The 18744-nt window shown below is 59.1% G+C and carries 18 protein-coding genes and 1 tRNA gene; 12 read left to right on the top strand and 7 right to left on the bottom strand.

From position 1 onward, the window contains the following. Positions 1–70: 70 nt before the first annotated feature. From DMZ65_RS08325 to pedF, 4 genes are all read right to left on the bottom strand, one after another. Positions 71–556 carry a (2Fe-2S)-binding protein gene (locus DMZ65_RS08325; protein ID WP_116598457.1) on the bottom strand — a complete coding sequence of 162 codons (486 nt, stop codon included), beginning with the start codon at positions 554–556 and terminating at the stop codon, positions 71–73. A gap of 45 nt (positions 557–601) precedes the next feature. Continuing rightward, positions 602–1132 (bottom strand): SRPBCC family protein, encoded by a 531-nt coding sequence (locus DMZ65_RS08320; protein WP_116598456.1) that lies wholly within the window; start codon positions 1130–1132, stop codon positions 602–604. Between the two features lie 75 nt (positions 1133–1207). Next, the gene (locus DMZ65_RS08315; RefSeq protein WP_232824938.1) at positions 1208–2134 is read right to left on the bottom strand and encodes a substrate-binding periplasmic protein; all 927 of its coding nucleotides are present in this window, start codon (positions 2132–2134) and stop codon (positions 1208–1210) included. A gap of 104 nt (positions 2135–2238) precedes the next feature. Further along, the gene (gene pedF / locus DMZ65_RS08310; protein WP_116598455.1) at positions 2239–2937 is read right to left on the bottom strand and encodes a cytochrome c-550 PedF; all 699 of its coding nucleotides are present in this window, start codon (positions 2935–2937) and stop codon (positions 2239–2241) included. Positions 2938–3127: 190 nt separating this feature from the next. Here pedF and DMZ65_RS08305 point away from each other — a divergent pair, with 190 nt between their 5' ends. The 5 genes from DMZ65_RS08305 to DMZ65_RS08285 all read left to right on the top strand — a co-directional run bounded on the left by DMZ65_RS08305 (position 3128) and on the right by DMZ65_RS08285 (position 7705). Continuing rightward, the gene (locus DMZ65_RS08305; protein ID WP_116598454.1) at positions 3128–4288 is read left to right on the top strand and encodes an ABC transporter substrate-binding protein; all 1161 of its coding nucleotides are present in this window, start codon (positions 3128–3130) and stop codon (positions 4286–4288) included. 59 nt (positions 4289–4347) lie between these two features. Further along, positions 4348–5310, top strand: a complete 963-nt coding sequence (locus DMZ65_RS08300; RefSeq protein WP_116598453.1) for a YVTN family beta-propeller repeat protein — start codon at positions 4348–4350, stop codon at positions 5308–5310. Between the two features lie 162 nt (positions 5311–5472). Further along, positions 5473–6195 (top strand): ABC transporter ATP-binding protein, encoded by a 723-nt coding sequence (locus DMZ65_RS08295; RefSeq protein WP_116598452.1) that lies wholly within the window; start codon positions 5473–5475, stop codon positions 6193–6195. A gap of 88 nt (positions 6196–6283) precedes the next feature. Further along, positions 6284–7075, top strand: a complete 792-nt coding sequence (locus DMZ65_RS08290; protein ID WP_116598586.1) for an ABC transporter permease — start codon at positions 6284–6286, stop codon at positions 7073–7075. Positions 7076–7150: 75 nt separating this feature from the next. Continuing rightward, the gene (locus tag DMZ65_RS08285) at positions 7151–7705 is read left to right on the top strand and encodes an SEL1-like repeat protein (RefSeq protein WP_232824937.1); all 555 of its coding nucleotides are present in this window, start codon (positions 7151–7153) and stop codon (positions 7703–7705) included. A 163-nt stretch (positions 7706–7868) separates the two neighbouring features. Here the strand turns inward: DMZ65_RS08285 and DMZ65_RS08280 are convergent, their stop codons facing one another. Next, a complete protein-coding gene (locus DMZ65_RS08280; protein WP_116598451.1) occupies positions 7869–8546 on the bottom strand; it encodes a VPLPA-CTERM sorting domain-containing protein in 678 nt (225 codons plus the stop codon). Between the two features lie 283 nt (positions 8547–8829). On the opposite strand from DMZ65_RS08280, the gene DMZ65_RS08275 reads away from it, so the two are divergent. The 4 genes from DMZ65_RS08275 to DMZ65_RS08260 all read left to right on the top strand — a co-directional run bounded on the left by DMZ65_RS08275 (position 8830) and on the right by DMZ65_RS08260 (position 14954). Continuing rightward, a complete protein-coding gene (locus tag DMZ65_RS08275) occupies positions 8830–10596 on the top strand; it encodes a PQQ-dependent methanol/ethanol family dehydrogenase (RefSeq protein ID WP_116598450.1) in 1767 nt (588 codons plus the stop codon). A gap of 216 nt (positions 10597–10812) precedes the next feature. Next, positions 10813–11508 (top strand): LuxR C-terminal-related transcriptional regulator, encoded by a 696-nt coding sequence (locus tag DMZ65_RS08270; protein WP_116598449.1) that lies wholly within the window; start codon positions 10813–10815, stop codon positions 11506–11508. An 84-nt stretch (positions 11509–11592) separates the two neighbouring features. Next, positions 11593–12726 carry an FIST N-terminal domain-containing protein gene (locus DMZ65_RS08265; RefSeq protein WP_232824936.1) on the top strand — a complete coding sequence of 378 codons (1134 nt, stop codon included), beginning with the start codon at positions 11593–11595 and terminating at the stop codon, positions 12724–12726. A 5-nt stretch (positions 12727–12731) separates the two neighbouring features. Then, on the top strand, positions 12732–14954 hold the full coding sequence (locus DMZ65_RS08260) for a hybrid sensor histidine kinase/response regulator (protein ID WP_116598447.1): 2223 nt from the start codon (positions 12732–12734) through the stop codon (positions 14952–14954). Positions 14955–15037: 83 nt separating this feature from the next. Here the strand turns inward: DMZ65_RS08260 and DMZ65_RS08255 are convergent, their stop codons facing one another. Continuing rightward, complete coding sequence (locus DMZ65_RS08255) at positions 15038–16327, bottom strand: ATP-binding protein (protein ID WP_116598446.1); 1290 nt, start codon at positions 16325–16327, stop codon at positions 15038–15040. Between the two features lie 51 nt (positions 16328–16378). Between DMZ65_RS08255 and DMZ65_RS08250 the strand changes: the two genes are divergently transcribed. The 3 genes from DMZ65_RS08250 (at position 16379) to DMZ65_RS08240 (ending at position 17943) form a co-directional block, all read left to right on the top strand. Then, a complete protein-coding gene (locus tag DMZ65_RS08250) occupies positions 16379–17293 on the top strand; it encodes an MBL fold metallo-hydrolase (RefSeq protein ID WP_116598584.1) in 915 nt (304 codons plus the stop codon). Between the two features lie 80 nt (positions 17294–17373). Further along, a tRNA-Asn gene (locus tag DMZ65_RS08245) sits at positions 17374–17448 on the top strand. A 78-nt stretch (positions 17449–17526) separates the two neighbouring features. Further along, entirely contained in the window at positions 17527–17943 is a 417-nt protein-coding gene (locus tag DMZ65_RS08240; protein ID WP_116598445.1) for a DUF6538 domain-containing protein, read from the top strand. On the opposite strand, the gene DMZ65_RS08235 is transcribed toward DMZ65_RS08240, so the two are convergent. Continuing rightward, positions 17913–18744: IS3 family transposase (locus DMZ65_RS08235; protein ID WP_116598444.1), on the bottom strand; the 832-nt coding region annotated here is incomplete at its 5' end. The genes DMZ65_RS08240 and DMZ65_RS08235 overlap by 31 nt on opposite strands.

The raw sequence follows: 18744 nt of genomic DNA, 5'->3' as shown, positions 1-18744 counted from the left end.
GGGATGGCCGGGTTAAACCCTGCCTGCAATGTGGCGCGGGTGGCGGGACCGTGGCCCGCCGCCGCAATGATCACTCGGCGGCGATAGCACCCACATCCTGTCCGGATGCGGCCATGATCGCCTTGACGATGTTGTGGTAGCCCGTGCAGCGGCAGATATTGCCCTTGAGATATTCGCGGATCTCGGCCTCGCTGGGCTTGGGGTTGTCTTTCAGCAAAGCCGTGGCCGACATCACCATGCCCGGCGTGCAGAAACCGCATTGAAGCCCGTGATAATCCTGAAACGCCTGTTGCACAGCCGTAAGCGATCCGTCCTTGCCAGTGATGCCTTCGATCGTGGTGACCTCTGCGCCCTCGGCCTCGGCGGCGAACATCGTGCAGGACTTGACCGCCTGCCCGTTGACATGCACCAGACATGCGCCGCACTGGCTGGTGTCGCAGCCGATATGCGTGCCCGTCAGTTCCAGCTTTCCGCGAATAAACTCAACCAGCAGCGTGCGGCCCTCGACTTCGCCGGAAACGGACTTGCCGTTCACCGTCATCTGTACCTTCGCCATCAAATTCCTCCCGTCATATTGTACAATTGAGATGCGTGGTACGGTTCAGGAAACGAACCGTTTGAACCACCCTTTCTTTTCTCCGGCCGCGGCAGATTCGCCGCTGTCCTCGGCATCATCTTCACCAGCCTTGTCCGCCCCTTCAACAACTTCCTGAAAACGGGTGAAAAACTGATCGGCCATCTTCTTGGCAAACCCGTCGATGATCCGGCTGCCCAACTGCGCCAGCTTGCCGCCGACCTTCGCCTCGACATCATAGCTGAGCGTGGTGCCCACATCCGATGGCGTCAGCGTCACATTGGCCCCGCCCTTGGCAAAGCCCGCAGCACCGCCCTTGCCTTCGCCGCTCAGCGTCAGGCTGGTGGGTTCGTTCATCTCTGACATCGTCACCTGGCCCTTGAACGTCGCCTTGACCGGACCGACCTTCTGAACCACGACCGCCTCGAACCCCTCTTCGGGGCTGCCGGTCATTTCCTGACAGCCGGGAACGCATTCTTTCAGCACCTCTGCATCCAGAAGAGCGGCCCAGACAACCTCTGGCGGGGCGGCAATATCTCGTGAATCGCTGAGTTTCATAATCAGGGTTTCCTCTTGCTGCGCCCAGCCTAGGCCAAGGACCGAAGCGGGGCATATTAGACCATTGGTGTAGAGCTATCTTTCAGGCGGCTGAAAGCTAAGCCCATAGGAGGCGTAGATGTCCGCGATCCGGCCGTCTTCCAGCGCATAGCGGATGGCATCGTCGGCGGCGTAACCAAGCGGACGATAGGCGAAATGCAGCCCGATCCCAAGCGTCCACTGCGACACGGCGAACCCGGCCAGCGGGGGTTGGTGAATGGCAACCGCGTCCGTACGCCCGAATTCCAATTGCCCCAGCGGTCCCATTGCCGCCATGACTTCGCCTTCGGCCAATGCCTGCATCGCGGCGGCCATGGACGGATACCGCCGCACGCCCTGTGCCAGTTGCCCGCCCGCAAAGCCGGACAGGTAGAAATCCGCAATCGAGTCATTTTCAACCGCGACCGTGTCGACCCGAAAATAGGCAGGCAGCGGTCCACCATCGGGGTATTTCGCCTTGTCATAGGCGATGGCGATGCTTTCACCCGCATATTGCCCGATGAAGGTCACCTGCTCTACCCGGCACTTGAACGCACTATCATATGGCACGCGCATCATGACGTTGGAAATCCGGCCACTGACGATGCCGCCCTTCCAGATATTGTTGCGCAGATCGGCCTGAAGGTTTTCGCCCGCCGCGACGAAATTGAACCGCGCCTCGATGCCAAGATCATCTGCAATCAGCCGGGCGATATCCACATCGACGCCGCGCGGCTTGCCGCCTTCTTCCCAGCTATAGGGCGGGTTGTCCTCGTAGACCGCGAACAGCATGTGCCCCTGCTCGATCAGCTGGTCCATATCGCGGCCGACAATGTCGCGAGAGGTGTTTTGCGGCTTGGGCTGCGGGATGTAATCCGCACAGGGATCAGCGGCACTGGCCGCGCCCGCAACCAGACAAAGCGCCGCAACTGTCACGAGCGTCTTTGCCCCCGATCTTACCTTTGCAACCAAGCCGTCACGCAATTTGGAAATCCTCCATCCGATGCAACCATGCCACGCGGCATGATCCAATGCAAAGGCAATGCGGGTGCCGCGAACCGTCGGGCACCCGGCTGGCTTTCAGCACGTCAATGCGCGGCCGAAAGACCGATCGTCAAGGTCTCTGCCGCCTTGGTATAGGAGGCTTCGGTGCCGTCGATCAGCTTGGCCGCACGAAACGCCACACTGTCAGCAACCGGCGCGCCGGACATGGTTTCAATCCCCGAAGCGATTTCCTGCAATTGCGCGATTGCCGTATCCGGATCGGCATCCGACGGATCGCTGGCCCAGCCGGTCAATTGGTCCCGGATCGCCTTGAGATCGTCCGAAGCCGCATCCATGGCGGCATCGTCGGGCCGCGTTTCGATATAAGTGCGGATCGCCCAAGCCGCTTCCTGGCCCAGCAATTCGCCAAAGGCCGGCATCTTCGTGATCCCGTTCTGGGTATAGCCTTCGCGGAACCGCTCGACATACCATTCGTCGCCATATTCCTCGGCCTCAAGAAAGCGCAGATCCGGCGCAAGCCCGCCCGAGATCACCTCCAGCCCGTGACACCGCGCGCAGTTCTGGTTGTAACCGGACGATCCGATCTCGATCGCCTTGGTCCAGACCTCGTCGCCAACGGCTTCGGCGCGGTAGGGATTTTCGGTCAGCCAGTCCCCCTCAACCGCCGGCAGACCGGTCGTGTCCACGGCCTGAGGGGCCACATCACCATGCGCAAGCGCGTGACCACCAAGGCCAAGCGCCGCAAGCGCGGCAAGAATGGGTGTTGATTTGAAGCGTGTCATTCGTTCTCTCCTCCCCCGCGATTGCGGGCCTGTTCGCGTCTGTCTGCACCGGTTCTAAGCGCAGGCTCCGGCGCGGCGATATTGGACTTTCGTCGCCAAACCGCCCGAAATCAGACCAAGGTCGCATGGCGCTGTGCCGCTGCAACCACCTACCGTCAGATCACGACACACCAGGAGGAGGATCTGTGACATGCGTCTTCGCGCAGCCATCGCGGCATTGATGCTGTCCGCATTGCCGGCATGGGCAGAACTGACGATTCCCGTACATTACCTGCGCCAGATCGTACCGCAGCCACCTACCCTGTCCAATCTCGACCCGCGCCCGGAACGCTTGGGCATTGATGGTGCATCGCTTGCCCTGGCCGACAATCAGACCACCGGGCAGTTTCTGGGCCAGACCTATACGCTGGAAATCACAGAAGTGCCGGAAGGCGGTGACTTTGCCGCCGCCATGCGCACCGCACTTGCCGCCACCCCTTTTGTGATCCTCGACGCGCCCGCCGACACGTTGCTGACCGTCGCAGACATGTCAGAGGCCGGCGAGGCGCTGCTCTTCAACGCCTCGGCACCCGGCCGCAGGCTGCGCAGTCAGGATTGCCGCCCCAACCTGTTTCATACCATCCCGTCGCTTGACATGCGCACCGATGCGCTGATGCAGTTTCTGCTGTCGCGACGCTGGACCGGGTTGGCGCTGATCCACGGCACCCATGCCGAGGATCTGGCATTTGCCGATGCGCTGACCAATTCTGCCGGCAAGTTCGGCCTGAAAATCGGTGCCACGAAAGAATGGGCCTTTGATGCCGATATGCGCCGCAACGCTGCGCAGGAAATGCCGCTATTCACCCAAGACCTGGGCCGCCACGACGTCTTGCTGCTTGCCGACGAGATCGGCGATTTCGCCCTCTACATCCCCTACAACACATGGGAGCCGCGCCCGGTTGCAGGTTCTGAAGGGCTGCGTCCGGTGGCGTGGGACCGGGTGGTGGAACAATGGGGGGCCGCGCAGTTGCAATCGCGTTTCGAGGATCTGGCCGCGCGTCCGATGCGCCCGCTCGACTATGCTGCCTGGGCCGCGTTCCGCGCGATAGGCGAGGCCGTGACCCGCACGGGCACCGATGACCCTGCAGCCTTGCGCGCCTATATGCTGTCGGATGCGTTCGAACTGGCCGGGTTCAAGGGACGCCCGCTGACCTTCCGCAGCTGGAACGGCCAGTTGCGCCAGCCCATTCCGCTGGTCCATGCCCATGCGCAAGCCGCCCTCGCCCCGCTGGACGGTTTCCTGCACCCGCGCACCGAACTTGACACGCTGGGCCTTGATGCCCCCGAAAGCGGCTGCGCGCGCTTTCGGTAATCGCAGCGCCGCGCTTTGATGCGGCGTTCCAATTCACCCGTTACACGAAAGCCAATCTGATGATCCGCACCACCCTTGCCCTTCTGGTCCTGTCCGCCCCCGCCGCTCTTGCAGACGAGATGTGGGTGACCAATGAACGCGATGACACGATCAGCGTCATCGACACGCAAACGCTTGAAGTGACCCGCACCATCCCCACAGGCGCGCGACCCCGCGGGATCATTTTCAGCCATGATCACAAGGTCGTCTATATCTGCGCCAGCGACAGCGACACGGTGCAGGTCATGGACCCCGACACCGGCGAAGTGCTGCACGAGCTTCCGTCCGGCGAAGATCCCGAACAGTTTGCGCTGCATCCCGACAACCGACATCTTTACATTGCCAACGAAGACGACGCGATCTCGACCGTTGTGGATGTGGAAACCCGAACCGTCGTCGCGCAGATCAGCGTCGGGATCGAACCCGAGGGCATGGCCGTCTCCCCCGATGGCAAGATCGCCATCACCACTTCGGAAACCACCAATATGGCGCATTGGATCGACACGGAAACGCAGAAAATCTTTGCCAACACTCTGGTCGATTCCCGCCCGCGCCATGCCGAGTTCACCTCTGATGGCGCAGAGCTTTGGGTCAGTTCCGAGATCGGCGGCACTGTCACGGTATTTGACGGCACCACCCAAGCGGAAAAGGCGAAGATCACCTTCGATCTGCCCAACATCCACCCGGACCGCATCCAGCCCGTCGGGTTTGAATTCACCCCCGATGACGCCATCGCCTTTGTGGCGCTCGGCCCGGCAAATCACGTCGCGGTGGTCAATATGGCCAGCTATGAGGTCGAAGAGTATATCCTTGTCGGCCGCCGTGTCTGGCATATGGCGTTCAACCGCGATCATTCGCAGTTGTTCACCACCAACGGTATCTCCGGGGATGTCACCGTGATCGATGTTGCCAGCCGCAAGCCGGTAAAATCCATCAAGGTCGGTCGCTTTCCTTGGGGGGCCGCATTCCGCCCGACAAACTGAGCACCGCCAGTTTTTATTCAACAAGAATGACAATGCCGTGCCTGCGCATGAAGAAAACGCAGGCGCCAAGACAGAAGTCGGGTTTGTCGCGTTCACACTTGGGCGTTATGACTTGAAGGCAAGGGGCATTGCCCGAACCTATTGAACCACTGTGGACACAGCATGACGCCCGGCCTTTCCGTCCAGAACCTCAGCTACAATTACGGTGCACGCAAAGCGTTGGACGATGTCACTTTCATCGTCGAACCGGGCGCATTCTGTGCGCTTCTGGGGCCAAACGGTGCAGGAAAATCCACACTTTTCGCATTGTTGACGCGGCTTTTCACAACAGCGTCCGGGCAGATCGCAATAGCTGGTCACGACATGACGAAGGTGCCGCGCCGTGCCTTGGCGCGGATGGGTGTCGTGTTTCAGGCCCAAACGCTGGATCTGGATCTGACGATCCGACAAAACCTTACCTATTTTGCCGCCCTGCACGGGCTTTCGGGCCGCGAGGCGTCCAACCGCATAGACGCAAGCCTGGACCGGCTGGCAATCCGTGACCGTGCGTCGGAAAAGGCTCGCAGTCTCAACGGCGGGCATCGCCGGCGCACGGAAATTGCCCGTGCATTGATTCATCAGCCCGATGTGTTGTTGCTGGACGAGGCCACGGTTGGCCTGGACGCCGCCACCCGCGAGGCAATCACGACCCATGTCCACGATCTGGCCGCGACGGACGGGATCACCGTGCTATGGGCCACCCATCTGACCGACGAGGTGCGCGATACGGACCGGTTGGTAATCCTTCATCAGGGCCGCATCATGCAGGACGGTCATGCCGGGACATTGCGTGCAGACGCCTCTTTGCAGCAGCATTTCCTTACATTGACGGCGGAGCCGGCATGACTGCACACGCTTCAACCATTGCGTTAACTTTACGTCATAAGGCACTCTTAAAGATCAATATTCCTGAATATCCAAGATGCGATCCATGATGCGACCCTATATAACATCGCTCCGCGCCATCGTCGGTCGCGAAGCATTGCGCTTTCTGCATCAGCGCGAACGCTTTGTCGCAGCACTCGTGCGGCCGCTGGTATGGCTGGTGGTCTTCGCTGCTGGTTTTCGCGCGGCATTGGGGTTGTCAATCATCCCGCCATACCAAACCTACATCACATATGAGACCTATATTGTGCCCGGCCTCTGCGGAATGATTCTTCTTTTCAATGGCATGCAGGGATCTCTTAGCCTTGTTTATGACCGTGAAATGGGATCAATGCGCCTCCTCTTGACAGCCCCCTTGCCGCGTGGCTGGCTGCTGTTTGCCAAGCTTGTCGGATCCACCGCGATTTCGATCTTGCAAGCGCTGGTGTTTCTGGCCATCGCCGCCGCTTTTGGCGTCACGACGGCTCCGCTGGGATATCTGACGGTCATTCCCGCGCTGGCCATCGCCGGGCTTATGCTGGGCGCTCTGGGGCTCGCCCTATCGAGTTTCATCAAACAGCTCGAAAACTTTGCCGGTGTGATGAACTTCGTGATCTTCCCGATGTTCTTCCTCAGCTCCGCGCTCTATCCTCTTTGGAAGATGGCGGAATCTTCGGAATTTCTCCACGACATCTGCGCGGTGAACCCGTTTACCCACGCGGTAGAGTTGATCCGTTTTGCGCTGTATGGCCAGTTGAACCTGCCAGCCCTTGGTTGGACGATCTTCGCCACCTGCGCCTTCATGGCGTTCGCATTGTGGGGGTATGATCCCGCGCGCGGACTGACACGTCGCAAAAACTGACCCTATCTACGACCATAGCCCATGTGTTTTGCCGCGTCAGGGATGGTACTTTGGTATCAGAGGAAAGGGGTTCCCATGTTTCGAAAGACTCTTTGCATCGCAGTTTTTGTCACCCTTCCGGCCTTTGCCGATACCCAGACGCGCACGGTTGAGGATGAGCATGGCACGCTTAATCCGCTGGACACGGGATTTGGTAAAGTTATGTCGAACATCGACAAGGGCCAGACCGATATGATGACCTGCGCCACCGGATATTACATCACCAAATCCGGCCGTCACGCCCCCGCTCGAAAGTTGTTCGAAGCCTGCGCTGCCGCCGGTTACACGGGCGCGATGACATGGATGAGTCAGCTTGAAAACAACGGCTTGGGAGGCGATTACAACCCGGATGCCGCTGCCGATTGGGACAGGCGCGCGGCGATGGCAGGCGATCCGGTGGGCAAATTCAACTACGGTCTTGACCTGATACGCGGCCACGGTGTCGCAAGGGATAAGGCGGAGGGGCGCCGCCTGGTCGACGAAGCGGCGCAAGAAGGGCTTGCCATCGCAAAACGGCTGCAAATAGCCGACTACGACCTTGATGAGGTGACGCCGGACGCCGACAACTGGCGCTACGCCCCGGCTTTCTGAATGCAGACGTACGGGCTATCGAGAAAAGCCAGCCTGTCTCGCTTGTCATGGTGGGCCTCCCGGCCTGCGCCAACACGATTTATGTCCATACGAGACAGGTGCAGAATCGAAAAGTCCGGCCATTATCTGGCCGGACCTTCAAAACGCAATCAGGTTGTGCTGCTTAAGCTTTGGCTTGTGCAGCCTTTTTCCGACGCCGCATAAGACCAAGGGCACCGAAACCAATTGGAAGCAACAAGCCCGCAGCAGGAACAGGCACCGGCGATGGTGCCGCAGTTACGACGCGGATCCAGTCCCCCGGCTGAGACACGTTCATGCCAAGCCAAATCGTATTCCCAGAATATGTGAACCAGTCGTTGTTTTTGTTGCGCCAGTCATTTTCTTCCATCCCGCGCGCTTCAAACGACCCAGGATAGAGAGTGCTGGATGATGCAAGCTGGCTGTTCGAGGCCGCCTCTCGCAGACCGTTAAGATCTGCCATCACGCCCAGAATTGTACCGTCAAAGGTAAAGCTGACTGGACCCGGATCGTTATAAAGCGACCCTGTCAGCCCATAATGTCGTTGCGACACACCATTTTTCACATTGAGAAAAATCATGTGGCTATCGACTTTTGTGCCCGCCGCAATTTTCCGACCGCCATTCACGCCGATGTCGCTGGTAAGCTTTACGTCCTGCGCCTCATCAAACGCCTGAACGCGCCAGTTATACACATACCCGTTCTCGACGGACACTGGTGGTGGAACGATCTCGCCGCGAACAGCGCTAACCGTCGCCGCAGTAGCCGGAGCTGCCAATGTTGATGCAAAAATTGCGACAGCAATCCATTTTGAAAAAATCATTTTAACTTCCTACAACCCTTTAACAACAAGATACCTAGTAGATGTAGCACATCTCTACTGATTTGACAAATTTTCCTTAACCTGTGCTGAAGTTTGGTTAACGCGTCACGCAGCGACGCTCTAATGTACAACATTGTTGTCGTTGTCAATGCCCTGTTGGTCGTACGACCTTAGCCGAGTACCGTGCGCATCCCGCTTGGCTATAAACTACACTTGGAGAGAGAGAGCGTCGGCGGACGATCAGCCGTGCGCATGAATAAAACTGTTCCCAGGGAGAACACACATGAACAGATTTATCGCCACAGTCGCTGCGGGCCTCATGGTCACGGGTGCCGCTCAGGCCGATGTGACAGAAGAAGATCTGGCCAACGACCAAGCGGATGTCAGCCAGATCGTGACCAATGGCATGGGCCGGCATCTTCAGCGCTATTCGCCGCTGGACACGCTGAACAAGGAAAACGTGACAAACCTTGTTCCGGCATGGGCCTTCAGCCTTGGTGGCGAAAAGCAGCGCGGTCAGGAAGCGCAGCCACTGATTCACGACGGCATCATGTATATCACCGGGTCTTATTCGCGGCTTTATGCCATCGACGTAAAGACCGGTCAGGAAATCTGGCAGTATGACGCGCGCCTGCCCGAGGGCATTCTGCCATGCTGTGACGTGGTCAACCGGGGTGCAGCACTTTACGGCGACAAGGTGTATTTCGGAACGCTTGACGCGCGGATGGTCGCGCTGGACGCCAAGACCGGCGATGTGGTCTGGCGCAAGAAAATCGCCGATTACAAAGCCGGATACAGTTATACTGCGGCCCCGCTGATCGTGAACGGGATGGTTATCACCGGCAACTCTGGCGGTGAGTTCGGCATCGTTGGCGAAGTGCAGGCCCGCGACGCCGAGACCGGCGAAATGGTCTGGACCCGTCCGGTGATCGAGGGCCATATGGGCACGCTGAACGGCGAAGACAGCACCATGACCGGCGAGTTGAATGCGACATGGCCGGGCGATATGTGGAAAACCGGCGGTGGCGCGACATGGCTGGGCGGCTCCTATGACGCCGACACGGATACGCTGGTCTTCGGAACGGGCAACCCTGCCCCCTGGAACAGCCACCTGCGCAATGCGGGCGCGCCGACCGAAGGCAATGCAGGCGACAACCTCTATGCCGCCTCACGTCTTGGAATTGATCCGGCAACCGGTGAAATCAAGTGGCACTATCAGTCGACACCGCGCGAAGGCTGGGATTATGACGGTGTTAACGAGGTCGTCTCCTATACCGATCGTGAAGGCAATGCGCGCTATGCCACGGCGGATCGTAACGGCTTCTTCTATGTGCTCGACCGGGCCGATGGCGGGTTCATCTCTGCCGCCCCTTTCGTAAAGGACATCACTTGGGCCAGCGGCATCGACGACACCGGCCGCCCGATCTTCAACGAGGATAACCGCCCCGGTGATCCCTCCGCTGCGGCGGATGGCAAGAAAGGCGAAGTGGTCTTCTCTGCCCCCGGCTTCCTGGGTGGCAAGAACTGGATGCCCATGGCGTTTTCACAGCGCACCGGGAATTTCTACGTTCCCTCCAATGAATGGGGCATGGACATCTGGAACGAACCGATCACCTACAAGAAGGGTGCCGCCTATCTTGGGTCGGGCTTCACCATCAAGCCGATGTATGAAGACCATATCGGCAGCCTCAAGGCGATTGATCCCGACACCGGCGAATGGAAGTGGGAATACAAGAACGAAGCACCGCTTTGGAGCGGCGTTATGACCACCGCAGGCGGTCTGGTGTTTTTTGGCACGCCCGAGGGCAAGTTCCTGGCGCTGGATGACGAGACCGGCGAAGAATTGTGGTCCTTCCAGACCGGGTCGGGAATTGTCGGTCAGCCTGTCACCTGGGAACAGGACGGCGAGCAGTTTGTCTCGGTCATGTCCGGCTGGGGCGGCGCTGTTCCGCTGTGGGGTGGCGAAGTGGCCAAGAAGGTCAACTATCTCAACCAGGGCGGCATGTTGTGGACATTCCGCCTGCCCAAGCAGCTGGCCCAAGCGAATTGATCTCCACCCCCTCTAACCGGAGATCCGTGGAAACGCGTCCCGCATTGCGGGGCGCGTTTTTTCGCGCATCTTGGTCCGGGATGGGAGGCGCAACAGACAAACATGCGCAAAGAAGCAGGCACAGACAGGGCTCGCCGCGCATCGCCTAAGACCTTTGGACAAGAGACCCTTTGTGCCATTATCCATAGGGTAAATGCAAAGAAGGACGCGTCCGCCATGCAACACCCCGCCGCCCGGCCCATCGAGACTTTGCCGCTTACCGCGATGGTGGTGGACGATCATCCGCTGTTCTGCGACGCACTTAGCCTTACTTTGCGCTCGTTGGCAGAGTTTGACGACATCGCCACCGCAGGCACTTTGCAAGAGGCGCTGGACCGGATCTCGGCAGAGGGCGCGCCGGGTTTTATCCTGCTGGACCTCAACCTACCAGATGTGAATGGGCTGGACGGATTGGTGCGCCTGCGCGGCGCGGCCCCCGTCTCGGCGATCATCGTGGCGTCCTCAATGGCCGACAATCGCATGATTTCCTACGCGCTGAAGGCCGGCGCCAACGGGTTCGTGCCCAAACATTCGCAACGCTCGGTGTTTCGCCGTGCCTTTGATGCGGTCCGCGATGGCCTGCCATTCGTGCCTGACGACTATATCGCCCCGGAAGGAGCAGGTGGTGATAATGGACAAGGCAACGCCCTGGACCGGCTGGCGACATTAACCAATCAACAGGCGCGCATCCTTGGCCTGATCTGCGAAGGCAAACTGAACAAACAAATCGCCTATGACCTGACCATCGCAGAGACCACCGTGAAGGCGCATGTGACGGCAATCATGCGCAAACTGGGGGTCCACAGCCGCACCCAAGCGGTGCTGATCGCGCAAGAGGCGCGCTTTGCGAAGGTCTTGCCAAGCGAGGACTGAACACCCTATCGTTTCCACACGCCAGACCGGCACGGAAACCAATGATTGACGGGCAGATTCACTGCCCGCGCGGGAGGAGTAACCTTGCACGCAGCCTTGCGCTCTGCACAGGTCGATTGGCGCGACCCTGATGCGCTTGAAAGCCTCCATGCACAGTTGGGGGCGGGCGAATTTGCATTTGTCGGCCTGTTTGTGACGCCCGAAGCCGACTTTGCCGCGGTTGTCGCGGCCGCACAGGACAAATTCACTGATACATGTGTCTGCGCCTGCACCACCGCCGGAGAACTTGGCAGTGCTGGCTATGAGGACGGTCAGATCGTTGCCGTCGGCCTTCCTGCCGCGCATTTCGCGACGGCCAGCTATGTGATCGACGATCTGCACGCGCTGGAGCCACAGGCGCAGATCGACCGGCTGATCCAGACCCGCATGGCCCTGTCGCGCGCCTGGCCGCGCATGAGCCAGGAATTCGCGTTTGTGATGATTGACGGGCTGTCCCTGGCCGAAGAACACCTGACCTCTGTCCTGTCGACCGGGCTGGGACCGGTGCCTTTGTTTGGTGGCTCTGCGGGGGACGGCACGCGCTTTTCCAAGGCGTGGCTTGCCTGTGACGGGGTCGTGTCGCGCAACAGTGCGGTAATCACGCTTGTCCGGACGACCTGCCCGGTGCGGGTATTCTCTTTGGACCATCTCATGCCCACGGACCGGCGCATGGTTGTCACCGGTGCCGATCCCGCCCGCCGCATCGTGCATGAGATCAACGCCGAACCGGCCGCGCAGGAATATGCCCGGCTTCTGGGCAAGGATCCTCAGCAGCTTGATCCTTTCACCTTTGCCGCGCATCCGGTTGTGGTGCGGTTGGGCGAGTCGCATCATGTCCGCGCAATCCAGCGCGTTGATGAGGATGGCAATCTGGTGTTTTTCTCTGCCATCAACGAAGGTATGGTCCTGACACTGGCGGACCATCAGGACATGGCAGAGCATCTGGAACGCGGGCTTGCAGAACTGGCCGTGGACGGCGCGCCGGATCAAATCCTTGGCTGCGACTGCATATTACGAAGAATAGAGGCTGGCCAAACCCAGAAAAGCCGCGAGATCAGCCGCATCTTGTCTGAAAATCGCGTTGTTGGTTTTGGCACTTACGGCGAACAGATCGGCGGTTTGCACGTCAATCAGACCTTCACCGGCGTCGCGATCTATCCACCTGCCACGGAAAGCTGAGCGTCATGTCCCTGACAAACCCCGAAGACAGCCTGGAGCGGCAGAACGAGAAGCTTCGCAAGATCTCGGAATCGCTGATGCGTCGGGTCGAATACGGGGCCGCGCATTCAAGCGCCGCCTATGCGCAATTCGAGCGCGCGGCGCTTCTGGAAAAGCAGGTCCGCGAGCGGACGACACAGCTGGAAAAGACGCTGGATCTACTTCACGATTCAAACGCCCGGCTGGCGCAGGCCAACCTTGAAACAGAGGCTGCGCGGTCCAACCTCGCCAACGCCATCGAGACGGTGCATGAAGGGTTCGCCCTGTTTGATCCCGACGACATCATGGTGATGTGCAACTCTCGGTTTTGCCGTGACTTCCTTGATATGCTGGACATGCTGCATCCCGGCCTGCCCTTTGCCGAATATGTCGACAGGATCAGCCGCTCGCCACATCTGGCATTGCCCGAAGGCGAATCCTCGGCCCGCTGGGCCGCGCGTCGCATACGTCGCCATCAGGACCGGCATGTGATGTTCAACGCACAGCTGACAGGCGATCGCTGGCTTCAGGTCAGCGAACATCGCACCACGAATGGTGGGACGGTCATTCTGCAAACGGACGTGACCGACATTCTTCGGTTGGAACGTCAGGCACGCGACCGGCTGAAGGACAAGCAGGCGCAGATGATTCACGCGACGCTGGACCATCTCAACCAAGGGGTCTGCATCTTCGATGAAGAGGCACAGCTTGTCGGGTGGAATTTCAAGATCGGCGCGCTCCTGTCACTGCCTGCACGCCGCCTGCATCTGGGCGCGTCCTTTCCTGTCTTGCTGGGCCATATCGACGGAGAGCTTGCTTTTTCCAAAGGCATTGACCGCGACGGATTTCGTGATTGGGCGCTGTCAAAGGCCCACCGCCCGCCGATCTCGTTCGAAGTGACCCATTCCGAAGGCATGGTTCTGCATATTTTTGGCCGCGAGATGCCCGACCGCGGCTTTGTCATCAGCTGCACCGATATCACCGCCGAACGCGAAGCGGCGCACCGGCTGACCGAGATGAACGAGGATCTTGAACAACGGGTGATGGAACGCACGCTGGAGCTTGAGGATGCGCTGAACGCGGCTGAACGGGCCAATGCGTCGAAGTCGCGCTTTGTCGCCGCTGCCAGCCATGACCTGTTGCAACCGCTATCCGCCGCCAAGCTGTTCATCTCGTCGCTTGCAGACAAATCCGCAGGTGACAGCGACCGTGCAATTCTGGAAAAGGCTGAAAGCGCGCTGTCAGGTGCCGAAAAGATCATCGACGCCTTGCTTGATATTTCCAAACTTGAATCGGGGCAGATATCATTCGATGTACGGCCCATGGCGCTGAGTGAGATTTTTCGGCCTCTGCGCGATGAGATGGGCATACTCGCTGCGCGCAAAGGTCTGGACCTGCGCATTGTCGATAGCAGTCTGGTGGTCGAAAGCGACCCGTCCTATCTACGGCGGATCCTGCAAAATCTTCTGGGAAATGCCGTCCGCTACACGTCGACAGGGCGGATCGTGATGGGCGTGCGTCGCCGCGAAGGTGGTGCCCGGATCGAGGTTTGGGATACCGGCGCGGGCATTGCAAAACATGATCAGGATTCCATCTTCGAAGAATTCCGGCGGCTCGACACCACGGCCAGCACCAATGAGGGGCTGGGGCTGGGGCTTGCGATCGTCGAGCGCGCCTGCGTCAAGCTGGGCCATCCGCTGGGCCTGTGGTCGGAACCGGGGCGCGGCAGTTGCTTCATGGTGACTGTGCCGGTGGCATCCCTGCCCCATCACGTCACCAGCACCGCCCGCCCCACTCCGCGGCCGCTGCGATTGGCACAATCCGGCCTGATTGTTCTGTTGGTCGAAAATGACCCGGCATTGCGCCGCGCCATCACAATTCTGATCGAAAGCTGGGGCGTCAGCGTGATCGAAGCGACGGATGCGGCCAGCGCGCTGGATCTGCTGGACGATCTGGAAATCACGCCCGACGCCCTCTTGCTGGACTACCAGCTTGGGCGCGGCATGAACGGGGTCGAACTTTACGACGCGATCACCGCCCGGTTCGGGCCGCTGCCCGGTTCAATCATTTCAGCAAACCGCACTGAACCGCTGGATCAGTTCTGCACGGCACGCGGGTTGGAGTTTCTGCCCAAACCGCTCGACCGGCACAGGCTGAGTGCTGTTCTGGACGCCGCAGCCACCAGCCGGGCACAAACGACAGAAGCCTGACGCCCCTTGTTTGCGGCGTTGATCTGCATAGAGTTTTCGCCATGTGCCGACCAGGCGGGTAAAGCGGCGGCCCTGCCCGAATTTCAACGGGCGATGACGATATCTGCGCGCAGGCCGCCCAGTTTGGCACTTTCGCCCAGTCTCAAGATGCCGCCATGCGAGCGCGCGACATCCGCTGCAATCGCAAGTCCCAGCCCCACACCGGAACCGCGATCCTGATTGCGCGCTGGATCCAGCCGCACAAACGGTTTGATCGCATGCTCACGCCGGTCCGCAGGAATACCCGGCCCATCATCCTCGACCCGAAACCGCAGGGATTTCCCGGTCAGCGTGACAGACACCTCAGCCCGGTTGCCATAGCGCACGGCGTTGTTGATCAGGTTCTCCATCGCCCGTTTGATCGCCATCGGCCGCAGCGCGACCTCTCCCGCCCCCTCAACCTCTGACAGGGTCACGTTCTTGCCACCGCGACGCGCGTCCTCGACCAGTTGCCCGACCAGCGCCACCGGGTCGACAGGTACCGCGCTGGTCTTGCCGACATCGTCGCGCGCGAAATCAAGAAAGGCATCAACCAGCCGCTCCATATCCTGCACATCCCGCTCCAGCGGTCGGGCATCCTTCTCGTCGAGCATGGACAGCCCCAGCTTCATCCGGGTAAGCGGTGTGCGCAGATCGTGGCTGACCCCGGACAGCATCATGGTCCGCTGTTCGATCTGCCGTTCGATCCGTGCGCGCATGTCCAGAAACGCATGGCCCGCTGCGCGCACCTCAATGGCACCCGCCGGTTGATAGGGCATCGCCCTACCCCGCCCGAACGCCTGACTGACCTCTGCCAGTCGGGTGATCGGGCGCAATTGGTTGCGCAGGTAAAGATAGGCGATCACCGTCATCAACACACCGAAGATTACCATGTTGACCAATAGCTGATGCGGGTTCTCCGCAGAGGCGCGCAACCGGCTGAAGTCAATCGCTACGGGCCCCTCCGGACCGTCCGCATAGACAGTGACCAGCCGATCGGTAGGCAAATCGACCGCCCGAATGCGCGGCACCTTTTCCGTCAAAGTCCGGATCACGACGATGCCGGAAAAATCATACCACCTGCGCTGATTGGCCGGGGGCATCTCTGTTGACGCCACTTGCCTCACATCGAATGACAGCGCCTGAGACAGAGGTCTTTCACCGCCTGCATCGAGAATCAGGTTCAGCTCGCGCGCAACGGCCGTGCTCATCTGAATAGTGACGCCCTCAAAATGCCGCTGGATGAACACGATGGACACGACAAGTTGCAGCGTGACCACCGGCAACACCAGGATCAATAAGGCACGGCCATACAGCCCGCGCGGCATATAGTGTTTGAGCCAGCGGAACGACATGGCTAAACCTACCCCGGACCCGATCCGCATACCATGCCGAAAGAGATGACCATGCCGGACCCCGATCCCAGTTTTCGCCCGAGGCCCGGTCTCGCCGAAACGTTGCAGCCCGGCCTGCGCCGTATCGTTGCAAACAACCCCTCGCCGATGACCTTTCGCGGAACCAACACCTATCTGCTTGGCACGGAGGATCTGGCGGTGATTGATCCCGGCCCCAATGACCCAGCCCACCTGCGGACGATTCTGGGATCCGTTGGTCCGGATCAGCGCATCAGTCACATCTTCGTCACCCATGCACATCTGGATCACTCCCCTTTGGCACGCCCTCTTGCCGCAGCCACGCGCGCCCCGGTGCTCGCCTTCGGGGACGCGCGATCAGGGCGCAGCGCGGTGATGCAACAGTTGGTCGCGCAAGGGTTCACCGGCGGTGGAGAAGGTGTGGATGCAGGGTTCGTTCCGGATATTTGCCTGCCCGACGGTGCGCAGGTCTCAGGCAATGGATGGTGCATTACGGCGCTGCACACGCCCGGCCATTTCGGCAATCATCTGTGCTATGCTTCAGAGGATTTTCTGTTTTCCGGCGATTTGGTGATGGGCTGGGCATCGTCTGTCGTGTCCCCACCCGACGGAGATCTCACGGATTTCATGGCGTCCTGTCGACACCTCGCACAAATGCCCTGGAATCGGTTTTACCCCGGTCACGGTGCCGCGATAGAACAGCCTCATACCCGCCTGGAGTGGCTGCTGAAGCATCGCAAAGATCGCGAAACGGCCATTCTGGACGCTCTCAAGATGGGTCCAGACACCGCACACGGCCTTACCTCCCGCATCTACACCGATATTCCCACCAAGCTCATCCCCGCTGCCGAACGCAATGTTTTGGCGCATCTTATTGATCTCAAGTCAAAATCTCTCGTTCACCATATGCAAGAACTTCGCAGCGACAGCACGTTTCTGCTTGTTTGAAACTTTTCTGACATTTTCTGCAATCGCAGCAACAATCCCTCTGGACGCCCTCTGCCCAGGTTGCTATATCCGCCCCGTGTTCCGGCGTAGCTCAGCGGTAGAGCAGTTGACTGTTAATCAATTGGTCGTAGGTTCGATCCCTACCGCCGGAGCCAATTCACCCTTAGGATAGTCATATTTCATTGACTTTTTGGGTATTTGGCGATCAGTGTGGTACACAAATTCGGTACACAATGGGCAGCAAATACCTAAAATGCAGTGCAACAGGCTGGTACTCTTATCGGCGCAGAATCCCTGCAAGGGTCCAAAAGATTATCGGCAAGACGGTGTTCAAAGAATCCTTTGGCACCAAGGATGAAACCGTCGCCCTCTGGAAGCTTGGTAGCTTTAACCAAGACGTAGAGAAGCAGCTTGCCCTAGCTGATAAGCAAGTAGCCTCCGGCAGAGACCTCACCCCCGCAGGCGTTCGAGAAGTGGCCTCAAAGTTTCTCCAGCGTATCGGCCTCCACCCAGACCAATTACCCAACCTCAAAGCCAATGCTACCCGTGAGGAACGCTCAAATTTCACTGACCAACGGATAGAATGGAAGGGTCGGTATGATAGATTTTTATTAGATTTCTATGACAGCCAAGAGCTAGGCACTGAATAGCCCCTAGTATTGTAGACGCCTTCTTGGTTGGTATTGCGCTGCCTGTTTTCGAAATCGACAGGCGACAGCATCCCGTTTCTGGCATGTTTGCGTTTCGGGTTATAGAACATTTCGATGTAATCGAAGATGTCTTGTCTGGCTTGCTCGCGGGTCTTGTATGCTCGACGACGAATGCGTTCGCGTTTGAGCAAGTTGAAGAAGCTTTCTGCGACCGCGTTGTCATGACAATTCCCACGCCTACTCATCGAGTGTTCGATGTTATGCGCCCGCAAAAACCCGGCCCAGTCTCGGCTGGTGTATTGTGACCCTTGATCGGTGTGGATCAGGACGGCGCATTTGGGCTTTTGTCGCCAAACAGCCATGAGCAAGGCCTGAAGCACAAGGTCGGTTGGTTGACGTGATTGTGTCGCCCAGCCAATGACACGGCGCGAGTAGAGATCGATGACCACAGCCAGATATAAAAAGCCCTCATAGGTTTTGATGTAGGTAATATCTGACACCCAGGCCGTATCCGGTTCAGCAACATCAAATTGCCGATCCAAGGTATTGTCGACAACGACGGAAGGTTTGCCCCCATACTTGCCAGGTTTGCGTTTGTAACCGATCTCAGCGCGGATCCCGGCCAAACGGGCCAACCTAGCGATACGGTTTGGGCAGCTGGTCTCACCTGGTTCGACCAAATCGTCATGCAACTTACGATACCCATAGACCTTGCCACTGTCCTTCCAGGCATTCTTGAGCAACTTGGTCTGGCGGGCATCCTCACGCGCACGGTGACTTAACGGATTCTTAATCCATGCG

This window comes from Primorskyibacter marinus, from assembly GCF_003313245.1.
Classification (GTDB): Bacteria; Pseudomonadota; Alphaproteobacteria; order Rhodobacterales; family Rhodobacteraceae; genus Primorskyibacter; species Primorskyibacter marinus.
The sequence above is the reverse complement of the archived record's forward strand: the minus strand, read 5'-3'. Positions and strand labels throughout refer to the sequence as shown.